The sequence below is a fragment of the Limimaricola soesokkakensis genome (assembly GCF_900172345.1).
GTDB lineage: Bacteria > Pseudomonadota > Alphaproteobacteria > Rhodobacterales > Rhodobacteraceae > Limimaricola > Limimaricola soesokkakensis.
Genome location: NZ_FWFY01000005.1, coordinates 126,616 through 138,641 on the forward strand (window position 1 = coordinate 126,616; position 12,026 = coordinate 138,641).

The following is a 12,026-nucleotide window of genomic DNA, read 5'->3' on the forward strand; positions in this document are numbered from 1 at the left end:
CATGTCCCAGTTGCCCACCACAGCGCGTGTCGTCATCATCGGCGGGGGGGCGGTGGGCACATCGGCCCTCTACCATCTCGCCCTCGCGGGCTGGACCGACTGCGTCCTGCTGGAGCGCCACGAGCTGACCGCCGGCAGCACCTGGCACGCCGCGGGCAACGTGCCGATCTTCTCCACCGACTGGGCGGTGATGAACATGCAGCGTTACTCGACCCGGCTCTACCGCGAGCTCGGCGCGCGGGTCGATTATCCGCTCAACTACCATGTCACCGGCTCGATCCGCCTCGCGCACAGCGAGGCGCGGATGCAGGAATTCGCCCATGTCCGCGCCATGGGCGACCGGCAGGGCCTGCCAATCGAGCTGCTGGATGTCGACGAGATCAAGTCGCGCTACCCGTTCATCGAGACCCATGATCTGGCGGGCGCGCTCTACGATCCGCATGACGGCGACATCGACCCGGCGCAGCTGACCCAGGCCTTTGCCAAGGGCGCGCGCGAGCTTGGCGCGCGGATCATCCGTTTCTGCCCGGTGACGGGGGTGCGGCGCGAGAACGGCCGCTGGGTGGTCGAGCACGAGAAGGGAGAGATCGCCTGCGACAAGGTGGTCAACGCGGCGGGATATTACGCGGGCCGGGTCGGCAAATGGTTCGAGCCCTTCGGCGGCCGCCCGGTGCCGCTGGCGGTGATGGCACATCAATACATGCTCACCGACGAGATCCCGCAGATCGAGGCGTGGAGCCGTGAGACCGGGCGCAAGCTGCCGCTGCTGCGCGACGTCGACACCTCCTATTACCTGCGCCAGGAAAAGCACGGCTACAATCTCGGTCCCTATGAGCGGGAATGCCGCGCCCATTGGTGCGGCGATGGCGACCCGATGCCCGAGGATTTCAGCTTCCAGCTCTTCTCGGACGATCTCGACCGGCTTGAACCCTATATCGAGGACGCGATGGGCCGGGTGCCGCTCTTGGCCGAGACCGGCATCAACAAGGTGATCAACGGGCCGATCCCCTATGCCCCGGACGGGTTGCCTTTGATCGGGCCGATGCCCGGCGTGCCCGACGCCTTCGAGGCCTGCGCCTTCACCTTCGGCATCGCGCAGGCGGGCGGGGCGGGCAAGGTGCTTTCGGAATGGGTGATCCATGGCCGCACCGAGTGGGATTGCTGGTCGGTCGATCCGCGCCGCTTCACCGACTACACCGATCCCGACTATTGCGTCGACAAGGCGCGCGAAGTCTATGGTCATGAATTCGCGATGCATTTCCCGCGTCACGAATGGCCGGCCGGGCGCGACCGCAAGCTGTCGCCGCTGCACGAGCGGATCAAGAACGCGGGCGGGCAGATGGGCGTCTATGGCGGCTGGGAGCGGGCCAACTGGTTCGCAAAGCCCGGCGACGATCTGAGCGAAGCTGCAACGCAGACTTGGTCGCGCCACGGCCCGTGGGAGGCGCGGATCCGCGAGGAGGTCGAGGCGGTGCGGAGCGGCACGGGCCTGCTCGACCTGCCGGGCTTCGCCCGCTTCGAGATCGAAGGGCCGGGTGTCGCGGATTGGCTCGACGGGCTCATCGCGGGGCGGCTGCCGAAGCCGGGACGGCTCTCGCTCGGCTATGTCTGCGATGCGCGCGGCCATGTGCGCACCGAGTTCTCGGTGCTGCGCCACGAGGGCGACCTGGTGACGCTGATCGGCGCCGCTTCGGCGCAGTGGCACGACGCGGACCTCCTGCGCGCGGCGCTGCCCGACGACGGCTCGATCACCCTCACCGATCGCAGCCGCGAGATCTCGACCCTCGTGGTTTGCGGCCCCACGAGCCGGGCGGTCCTGCAAGGCATAAGCGATGGCGACCTGTCGCTGCCATGGCTCAGCCATCAGGAGGCGCGCGTCGCCGGTCGCCCGGCGCTGTTGGTGCGGGTCTGCTTCGCGGGCGAGCTGGGCTGGGAGATCCACGCCGCCAATGCCGAGATGGAGGCGATCTATGATGCTCTGATGGAGGCGGGGGTGCGTCCCTTCGGGATGTACGCGCTGGACACGATGCGCCTCGAGAAGGGCTATGGCGCCTGGCGGCGCGAGTTCTCGAGCGATTATTCTGCCCTCGAATCCGGGCTCGACCGCTTCGTGGCGCTCGGCAAACCGGCCGATTTCCCAGGCAAGGCGGCGCTCGCGGCGCAGGCCGAGGCCGGGCCGATCCGACGGCTCGTATCGCTGATCGTCGATGCGCCCGAAAGCGATGCGCCCGCTTCGGCCCCGGTCTGGCAGGGCGACCGGATCGTCGGCGAGGTCACCTCTGGCGGCTATGGCTACCGGGTCGGCGCCGCGATCGCGCTGGCCATGGTCGAGACCGCGGACAGCGCGCCGGGCACGGCGCTCGAGATCGATATCCGCGGCGATCGGCGTCCCGCCAGAGTGCAGGACGGGATCTGCCTGTGGGATCCCAGCAATGAAAGGATCAAGGCATGAGCGAAGCGAAAGGTCCGGGCACGGGGTCGGCATCGACCCTGCCGCCGGAAAAGGCGCGCGTGGTCATCGTCGGCGGTGGCATCATCGGCTGTTCGGTCGCCTATCACCTGAGCCGGCTTGGCTGGACCGACATCGTGCTGCTGGAACGCAAGCAGCTTACCTCCGGCACCACGTGGCACGCCGCCGGGCTGATCGCGCAGCTGCGCGCCAGCCAGAACATGACCCGCCTCGCGAAATACAGCCAGGAACTCTATGGCGCGCTCGAGGAGGAGACCGGCGTCGCCACGGGCTTCAGGCGCAACGGCTCGATCACCGTGGCGCTGACCGAGGCGCGGCGCGAGGAGATCTTCCGGCAGGCCTCGATGGCACGCACCTACGGCGTCGACGTGGAACGGATCACCCCCGGCGAGATCGCGGCGCGTTACCCGCATATCAATCTCGATGGCGTGCTGGCGGGCGTCTTTCTCGAAAAGGACGGGCAGGGCGATCCGGCCAACATCGCGCATGCTCTGGCGCGCGGCGCCAAGATGCGCGGCGCGCAGATCCTCGAGGGCGTGCGCGTGACGGGAATGCGGCGCGAGGGGCGGCGGATCACCGGCCTCGACTGGGCCGCGCATGGCGAGACCGGACGGATCGAGGCCGAGACGGTGATCAACTGCGCCGGCATGTGGGGCCGGGAGGTCGGCCGCATGGCCGGGGTCAACGTGCCGCTTCAGGCCTGCGAGCATTTCTACATCGTCACCGAGAGCATCGACGGCCTGCCGCGGCTGCCGGTGCTGCGGGTGCCGGATGAATGTGCCTATTACAAGGAGGACGCGGGCAAGATGATGCTCGGCGCCTTCGAGCCGGTGGCCAAGCCATGGGGCATGTCGGGCATTCCCGAGGCGTTCGAGTTCGACCAGCTGCCCGAGGATTTCGACCATTTCGAGCCGATCCTCGAAAAGGCGATGCACCGTGTCCCGATGTTCGGCGAGGTCGGCATCCACACCTTCTTTAACGGGCCCGAGAGCTTTACCCCCGACACCTCCTACCTCATGGGGCAGGCGCCCGAGATGGACAATGTCTGGGTCGCGGCGGGTTTCAACTCGATCGGCATCCAGTCGGCGGGCGGCGCCGGCATGGCGCTGGCGCAGTGGATGGACAGCGGCGAGAAGCCGTTCGACCTCGGCGATGTCGACATCGCGCGGATGCAGCCGTTTCAGGGCAACCGCAGCTATCTCGTCGCACGCGCGAAGGAGTCGCTGGGCCTGCTTTACGCCGATCATTTCCCCTATCGCCAGAAAGCCACCGCGCGTGGGGTCCGGCGCAGCCCGCTGCACGCGCATCTCGAGGCGCGCGGCGCGGTCTTCGGCGAGCTTGTGGGGTGGGAGCGTGCCAACTGGTTCGCCGACGAGGGACAGGCTCGCGAATACCGCTATGGCTGGGGTCGCCAGAACTGGTTCGACAACGCCGCGCGCGAGCACATGGCGATCCGCGAGAATCTCGGCATGTACGACATGTCCTCCTTCGGCAAGATCAGGGTCGAGGGACGCGACGCCGAGGCCTACATGAACCATGCCTGCGGCGGCGACATGTCGGTGCCGGTGGGTCGTATCGTCTATACGCAGATGCTCAATTCGCGCGGCGGCATCGAGGCCGACGTGACCGTGGCGCGGCTATCGGAGACCGCCTATCTCGTCGTCACCCCGGCGGCGACGCGGCTGGCGGACCAGACCCGCCTGAGGCGGCTCGCGGGCGACCGCGAGGTGGTGATCACCGACGTCACCTCGGGCGAGGCGGTGCTCGCCGTGATGGGGCCGCGCGCGCGCGAACTGCTGACCCGCGTTTCACCGAATGATTTCGGCAACGAGGCCAACCCGTTCAACACGTTCCAGGAGATCGAGCTCGGCATGGGTCTCGCGCGGGCGCACCGGGTCTCCTATGTCGGCGAGCTGGGCTGGGAGATCTACCTGCCCACCGAGATGGCCGCGCATGGCTTCGAGACGCTGGCCGAGGCCGGGACCGATCTGGGTCTCAGGCTGTGCGGGCTGCACATGATGGACAGCTGCCGCATGGAGAAGGGCTTTCGCCATTTCGGCCACGACATCACCTGCGAGGACCACGTGCTAGAGGCGGGGCTCGGCTTCGCGGTGAAGACTCAGAAGCCCGATTTCCTCGGCCGCGAGGCGGTGCTGCGCAAGCGCGAGGAGGGGTTGCAGAAGCGGCTGGTGCAGTTCCGCCTGAACGACCCCGAGCCGCTGCTCTACCATGCCGAACCGATCTTGCGCGACGGTGAGGTCGTCGGCCATCTCACCTCGGGCGCCTATGGTCACGCGTTCGGCGGTGCAATGGGGATGGGCTACGTGCCCTGCGCGGGCGAGACGCCGGGCGACCTCCTCGGCTCGCGCTACGAGATCGAGATCGCCGGCACGCGGGTCGCGGCCGAAGCCTCGCTCAAGCCCTTCTACGATCCGAAATCGGAGCGGATGAAGGCCTGAACGGCATCGGGGCGGGCGACCTGCCCGCCCCGATGTTCACCCCGTTGCCCGGCAGGGCCGGTTCTCACGCGGGCTGCGCCGCGCCGGCGAGGCGGGCCGCGTTCCGATTGGTTGCCGCGCATTGCGCGGAGGTGACGGCGATCATGTGCAGGATGTCCTCGGCGGAGCAGCCGCGCGAAAGATCGTTGGCGGGCTTGGCGAGGCCTTGCAGCACCGGGCCCACTGCGATGGCGCCGCCGACGCGCTGCGCGATCTTGTAGGCGATGTTGCCGGCGTCGAGATTGGGAAAGACGAAGACGTTGGCGCGGCCGCCGAGGGCGCTGTTTCGGGCCTTGGCAGCGGCCACCTCGGGCACGAAGGCGGCGTCGAACTGGATCTCGCCGTCGACGGCGAGGCCGGGTGCCGTGGCGCGCAGGAGCTGTGTCGCCTCGGCCACCTTGGAGACCCGCTCATGCGCCGCCGAGCCGCGGGTCGAGAAGGACAGCATCGCCACGCGCGGCGTCTCGCCGACCAGCGCTTCGAGCGAGGCAGCTGAGGCGCGGGCGATCTCGGCCATCTCCTCTGCCGTTGGGTCCACCACGAGGCCCGCATCGGAGAAAACATGCGCGCCCTTGGTGGCGTGGTGGCGCTCGCAGAACAGCATGAGGAAGAAGGAGGAGACCAGCTTGGCCTCGGGCGCCTTGCCGATCACCTGGATCGCGGTGCGCACGATCTCGGCGGTGGTGAGTTGCGCCCCGCCCAGCGTGCCGTCGGCGAGGCCGAGCCTGACCATCAGTGCGGCGAAGACATGCGGCTGGCGGGCGGCCGCGAGGGCGGCCACCTCGTCCACCCCCTTGTGGCGACGCAACTCGTGATAGGTCCGGGCCATGCGCGGCAGATCCGGGCTGGTTTCGGGATCGGCGATGTCGATGCCGTCGGGGACGGGGCCATGCGCGGCCAGCGCGGTGGCGATTTCGCTCTCGGGTCCGACCAGCACGATCCGGGCGGCCCGCGCATGGCGGGCCATCAGCGCGGCTTCGATCACCCGCGGATCGGTGCCCTCGCTCAGCACGATGCGGCGCTCGGAACGGGCGGCATCGGCGAGCAGCGTCTCCAGCGGTTTCATGGTGCCTCCCCTGGCGCGGTGTCACGGATCACGAAGTGCTTGGTGGCGGCCTCGATCACCTCCCATTCGCCCTCGAAGCCATCGGGGATGACGAAGGCGTCGCCCGCGCGGAACTTGCGCGCGGTGCCGTCGGCCGCGATCAGCCGGACATGGCCGGCGGTCAGTACGCAGACCTCGTCGCGCCCGGTGAAGGCACGCCAGCGGCCCGGGGTCGATCGCCATGTCCCGGCAAGGAAGCGGCCAACCGGGCTTTGATGCACGATCCGCGTCTCATGACGCGGGTCGCCCTCGATCACCCGGTCGGGCAGGTCGGCGAGGCGGCGATGCGTGGCGGCGGGACCTGGATCTGCGAAACCGGTGACGGTGGGAGAGTCCATGCGCTTCATTCGGGGCCTCTCGGTGGCGGCGTGGGATGGTAGCGGCGGGTTCATCGTCGCGGTCATGGGGAGGGACCTCAGCTCGCGGTGCCCTCCCGCCCGGATGGATGGCGGAACCGTCCGCCTTCCTCCCGAGGCGTGGCTCAGCCCACGTTCTGCGGGCGCATGTCGGCGCGATCGATGCTCGCCACGCGCACGGGCTTTTTCATCGCGTCGCGGCGGAAGGGCTCGCCCAGCTCCTGATTCAGCACCACCTCGATGAAGGTGGTGACGCCGTCCTCCATCTGCTCCTTGACGGCGGTGCGCAGCACCTCGGTCAGCTGTTCGGTCGAGGTGACCTGCACGCCCTTGAGGCCGCAGCCCTCGGCGATACGCGCGTAGTTCACGTCGAGGCTGAGCTCGGTGCCGACGAAGTTGTCGTCGAACCACAGCGTGGTGTTCCGCTTCTCCGCGCCCCACTGGTAGTTGCGGAAGATCACCATGGTGATGGGGGGCCAGTCGCCGCGCCCACACGCCGTCATCTCGTTCATCGAGATCCCGAAGGCGCCGTCGCCGGCAAAGCCGATCACCGGCGTGTCGGGGCAGCCGATCTTGGCGCCGAGGATCGCCGGCAGGCCGTAGCCGCAGGGGCCGAACAGGCCCGGCGCGAGGTATTTCCGCCCCGCCTCGAAGCTCGGATAGGCGTTGCCGATGGCGCAGTTGTTGCCGATGTCCGAGGAGATGATCGCCTCGCGCGGCATCGCCGCCATGATCGCGCGCCAGGCCTGGCGCGGGCTCATCCGGTCAGGCTGGCGGGCGCGGGCGCGTTCGTTCCAGGTGATGCCCTCGTCATTGTCCTCCTCGTGATCCATCGAGGAGAGCTCCTGCGCCCAGCGGGATTTCAGATGCGCGATGGTGTCGCGGCGCGCCTCGCGGTCGCGCTCGCCCGCCTCGACCGAGAGCTTCGACAGGATCTGCTCGGCCACCTTCCTCGCGTCGCCCTGGATCGCGACATCGACCTTCTTGGTGAGGCCGATCCGGTCGGCGTTGATGTCGACCTGGATGATCTTGGCGTCCTTGGGCCAGTAGTCGATGCCGTAGCCGGGCAGGGTGGAGAACGGGTTGAGGCGGTTGCCGAGCGCCAGCACCACGTCGGCCTTCTGGATCAGCTGCATCGCCGCCTTGGAGCCGTTATAGCCCAGCGGACCCACGGAGAGCGGGTGGTTGCCGGGGAAGGCGTCATTGTGCTGGTAGCCGCAGGCCACCGGCGCGTCGAGCCGCTCGGCCAGCCGGCGCGAGGCGTCGATCGCGCCCGACAGCACCACGCCCGCGCCGTTGAGGATCACCGGGAACTTCGCCTCGCTCAAGAGACGCGCGGCTTGCGCCACCGCCTCCTCGCCGCCCGCCGCACGCTCCAGCCGGATGATCTGCGGCAGCTCGATGTCGATCACCTGGGTCCAGAAGTCACGCGGCACGTTGATCTGGGCGGGCGCCGAGCCGCGCCAGGCCTTGGCGATCACCCGGTTCAGCACCTCGGCGATGCGGGAGGGATCGCGCACCTCCTCCTGGTAGCAGACCATGTCCTCGAACAGCTTCATCTGCTCGATCTCCTGGAAGCCGCCCTGGCCGATGGTCTTGTTGGCGGCCTGCGGCGTCACCAGCAGCAGCGGCGTGTGGTTCCAGTAGGCGGTCTTGATCGGGGTGACGAAGTTGGTGATGCCCGGGCCGTTCTGGGCGATCGCCATGCTCATCTTGCCGGTGGCGCGGGTGTAGCCGTCGGCGATCATCCCGCCCGAGGTCTCGTGCGCGCAGTCCCAGAAGGTGATGCCGGCCTCGGGAAACAGGTCCGAGATCGGCATCATCGCCGAGCCGATGATGCCGAAGGCATGCTCGATCCCGTGCATCTGCAGAACCTTGATGAAGGCCTCTTCGGTGGTCATTTTCATGGGGAGTTCTCCTGTAGGATCAGCGTCTCAGAGGGTCTCGTCGCGCAACTGGTACCAAGGGTAGAGCATGCGCTGGCCGAGCCTGCGGAACGGGGTGAGCGGGCCGTGATGCGGCAGCGCCGAGCCGAAGATCGGAAGCTCCGGCAGCCGCTCTCCGGCGACGAGCTGGGCCATGCGGCGCCCGGCCTGCGCGGAATACATCACGCCGTTGCCGCCATAGCCCATGGCATAGAAGACGCCCGAGCCGGGCTCGGCCTCGGTGATGCGGGGCATCATGTCGTGGCTGACATCGACCCAGCCCCACCACGAGTAGTCGAGCGAAATTCCGGTCAGGGCGGGGAACTTGCGGTAGAGCCCCTTTTTCAGAAGCTCCAGATGCCTGGGGTTCTCGGCATCTCGGCCGGTGATGGCGCTGCGCGAGCCGATCTGCACCCGGCCGTCGGGCAGGTAGCGGTAGTAATGCCGCAGCGTGCGCGTGTCGGTCAGGGGCGAGCCGGTCCGGAAGCCGCAGGCGGCGCGCTCTTCATCGGTCAGCACCCGCGTGACGATCGAGTTCGACAGTACCGGCATCAGTCGGTGCCGGGTCCGCCGGTCGAGCCCGGGTGGCGTATAGCCCGCCGTGGCGATGGCGACGCGGCGCGCGCACACCGTGCCCCCGGGCGTGCGCAGGTAGTGGTAGCCACCTTTCGTAGTCCAGCCCTCGACCGGGCTCGATGGATGGACCTTCGCACCGAGACGGCGGGCAAGGCGGATATAGGAGAAGGCGAGCTTGGCGGCGTGGATCGAGGTGCCGTCGGGCTCCCACATGACGCCATGCGCCTCTTGATCCTTCACGTGGCACGCGTGCAATTCCTCGCGGCTCATGAGGCGCGCGCCGTAGCCGAAGACCTCGTTGAGAAGCCGCGCCTCGGCCACGAGTTTCGGCATCACCTTGGCGCGGTGAGCGATATAGAAATGCCCGCCGGGCTGCGGGTCGCAGTCGATCCCGTCCGAGCCGATCAGATCGTTGAAGATATCGAAGGCCTCGACGATCTCGGCATGCAGCCGCTTGGCGGTGTCGAGCCCGTAGCGCGCGATCCATTCCGAGCGCTTGAGCCGCCCGGCCGAGATCTGCGCCTGCCCGCCATTGCGGGTCGAGCAGCCCCAGGCCACGGCGTTGGCCTCGAGCACCGCGACCTCGATGCCGTGGTCGCGGGCGAGGTGGATGGCGGTCGAAAGCCCCGTATAGCCCGAGCCGATCACCGCCACCTCGACGTCGATGTCGGCGGTGACCGGGCCGTCATCCTCGGGCGCTGGACCGGCGGTGCCGATCCAATAGGTCGGGGCATAGTCGCGGCTCCGCCCAGGCCCGGCATCGGTCAGCGGATCGTAGCGCGGGTCGTAGGCCGTGCGGAGGGGAGTGGCGGGGGGCCGGTCGAGCATGTCCGTCTCCTGTGGATCGGGGCTAGGGGCAGGGGCCGTGATGGGGCAGGGTCAGGCCCTGAAGGGCGGGCGGTTCTTGCGCAGCGCCTGCTTCACCACGAGCCTGCCATTCTGGATGGTGAAAAGATCGGCGCCCTCGGCCTCGATGCGCATCCCGTCGGCATCGGTGCCCGAGAAGGTCCATTCCGAGACGGCGCGGTCGCCCGCGACGAAGTGCGAATGGTGCGCCCAATGCGCGTCGGGCATCGCCTGCCAGACCGCCTCGAAGGCGCGCGCGATGGCGGCGCGTCCTTCGATCCGGGTGCCATGCGCCTCCGTACCGGCGACGGTGTAGAACACGCAGTCATCGGCGAAATGCGTCATCACGGCGTCGATGTCGTGCCGGTTGAACGCCTCGAAGGTCGCGGCGAGATCGGCAGCGGTCATGCGGGTTTCGGTCAGTGGGGCGGACATGAAGTCTCCTCCTCGATCATGGGAATGGGGATGCCACAGGACGTGAAGCGGGCCGGCGGCGCGCTCGAGGGCCGCCGGGGATGTGCCGGGCGGCGGTCACGGGAGAGGGCATCGCCTCGTGCATGACCCGTCATCACCATCTTGGTCCCCCGCTTCTCGCCTGAGCCTGACCGCGTCGCACCGAATGCGTCCCGGCCAGATGAGAAAGCCCCGGATTGCAGCCATTCATTAGGGCCAGTTTCGGATTTGACTTGGTCCAGTTTCGAGGTGATCCTCGCGCCCATGCCGGTCAGCAGAATTCCCTCGGACGTGTTCTTTCTCGACCGAAGCTCCGGGCGCGCCCTGCAGGCGCAGCTGCGCGAGACGGTCGTGGCGCTGCTGCGCACCGGGCAGGCCGCGCCCGGCGCGACGCTGCCCTCGTCGCGCAAGCTCGCAGCGCATCTCGGCATCGCCCGGACGACGGTGACGCTGGCCTATCAGGAGCTGGTGGCGCAGGGGTTTGTCGAAGCGCGCGACCGCCGTGGCTATGTGCTGTCCCAGAGCGCCATGCCGGAGCTGCCGCGTCCGATCCGGGCCGAACCACGGCGACCGGGCGCCCCGGACTGGGATGGCTTTCTCGATATGGGGCTGTCGAAGCGACGCCGGGTGATCAAGCCGCGGGATTGGCGGCACATGCCTTACCCCTTCGTCTATGGCCAGATGGATGCGAGCCTGTTCGACCACGCCGCCTGGCGCGACTGCGCCCGTCAGGCCAGCGGCGGGCGCGACTTCTTCGACCTCGCCGGCGATCAGGCCGCAGCCGACGACCCGGTGCTGGTGAACTATATCCGCTCCACCATGCTGCCTCGGCGCGGGATCCGCGCCGAGGCGGACGAGATCCTGATCACCGTCGGCGCGCAGAACGCGCTGTGGCTCGCGGCCGAGCTGCTGACCCGAAGACCGCTGAAGGCGATCGGCGAGAACCCGGGCTATCCTGACACGCTGCAGGCGTTGCGCTGGTGCGGAGCGGATGTCGGCACGGTCGAGGTCGACGAGCACGGGCTGCCGCCCGAGCGCATCCCGGAGGGCACGGGGGCGGTCTTCGTCAGCCCAAGCCACCATGCACCCACTGGCGCGACCATGCCGGTCAAGCGCCGCCGCCAGTTGCTGCGTGCCGCCGCGGAGCGCGATTTCGTGGTGATCGAGGACGACTACGATTTCGAGATGAGCTTTCTCGAGGCGCCGAGCCCGGCCCTGAAGTCGCTCGATCGCGACGGTCGGGTGATCTATGTCGGCAGCTTTTCCAAGGCGCTGTTTCCCGGCCTGCGGCTCGGCTATCTGGTCGGGCCGGCCCGCTTCATCGCCGAGGCGCGCGAGCTCAGGGCGCTGATCCTGCGCCACCCGCCGGGCCATCTGCAGCGCACCGCCGCCTATTTCCTCGCACAGGGACATTACGACCGGCTGATGCGCGAGCTGCGCCGGGCCTTCGCGCAACGGCGCTCGGAGATGCAGGCGGCGCTGAGGGGGACCGGGCTCAGCATCGCCGGGGCGGCGCGGTTCGGCGGCTCCAGCGTCTGGGTCGAGGGGCCGCCGGGGCTATGCTCGAATGCCCTCGCCGAGGCGCTGCTGGGCGAGGGCGTGGTGATCGAACCGGGGGCACCGTTCTTTGACCGGTTCGAGGGGCCTTGCCCGTTCTTCCGGCTCGGCTACTCCTCCATCGCCTCCGAGCGGATCGCCGAAGGCGTGGCGCGGATCGCGAAGACGGTCCGGCGGCTTCGGCCGATGGCATTCGAGCCGGGCCGAACGGGGTCGTAGCCCCCTCGGCCCGGCGCAGGA

8 protein-coding genes are annotated in these 12,026 nt (G+C 68.7%); 3 read left to right on the forward strand and 5 right to left on the reverse strand.

The annotated features are described in order from the left end of the window. Position 1: 1 nt before the first annotated feature. The gene (locus LOS8367_RS10260) at positions 2-2,452 is read left to right on the forward strand and encodes a GcvT family protein (RefSeq protein WP_085896406.1); all 2,451 of its coding nucleotides are present in this window, start codon (positions 2-4) and stop codon (positions 2,450-2,452) included. Next, complete coding sequence (locus tag LOS8367_RS10265; RefSeq protein ID WP_085896407.1) at positions 2,449-4,929, forward strand: GcvT family protein; 2,481 nt, start codon at positions 2,449-2,451, stop codon at positions 4,927-4,929. Before LOS8367_RS10260 ends, LOS8367_RS10265 begins: the two co-directional genes overlap by 4 nt. A 64-nt stretch (positions 4,930-4,993) precedes the next feature. Here the strand turns inward: LOS8367_RS10265 and pta are convergent, their stop codons facing one another. The 5 genes from pta to LOS8367_RS10290 form a co-directional block, all read right to left on the reverse strand. Continuing rightward, positions 4,994-6,034: a phosphate acetyltransferase gene (gene pta / locus LOS8367_RS10270; protein WP_085896408.1), complete on the reverse strand. Its 1,041-nt coding sequence runs from the start codon at positions 6,032-6,034 to the stop codon at positions 4,994-4,996. Next, positions 6,031-6,411, reverse strand: coding sequence for a cupin domain-containing protein (locus LOS8367_RS10275; protein ID WP_085896409.1), 381 nt, complete (start codon positions 6,409-6,411; stop codon positions 6,031-6,033). Before LOS8367_RS10275 ends, pta begins: the two co-directional genes overlap by 4 nt. Before the next feature lie 143 nt (positions 6,412-6,554). Beyond that, positions 6,555-8,336: a sulfoacetaldehyde acetyltransferase gene (gene xsc, locus LOS8367_RS10280; protein WP_085896410.1), complete on the reverse strand. Its 1,782-nt coding sequence runs from the start codon at positions 8,334-8,336 to the stop codon at positions 6,555-6,557. A gap of 27 nt (positions 8,337-8,363) precedes the next feature. After that, the gene (locus tag LOS8367_RS10285; protein ID WP_085896411.1) at positions 8,364-9,758 is read right to left on the reverse strand and encodes an NAD(P)/FAD-dependent oxidoreductase; all 1,395 of its coding nucleotides are present in this window, start codon (positions 9,756-9,758) and stop codon (positions 8,364-8,366) included. A 51-nt stretch (positions 9,759-9,809) separates the two neighbouring features. Further along, positions 9,810-10,211 carry a nuclear transport factor 2 family protein gene (locus LOS8367_RS10290; protein WP_207569253.1) on the reverse strand — a complete coding sequence of 134 codons (402 nt, stop codon included), beginning with the start codon at positions 10,209-10,211 and terminating at the stop codon, positions 9,810-9,812. A 282-nt stretch (positions 10,212-10,493) separates the two neighbouring features. On the opposite strand from LOS8367_RS10290, the gene pdxR reads away from it, so the two are divergent. Continuing rightward, a complete protein-coding gene (gene pdxR / locus LOS8367_RS10295; RefSeq protein ID WP_085896412.1) occupies positions 10,494-12,005 on the forward strand; it encodes a MocR-like pyridoxine biosynthesis transcription factor PdxR in 1,512 nt (503 codons plus the stop codon). The last annotated feature ends 21 nt before the right edge of the window (positions 12,006-12,026 follow it).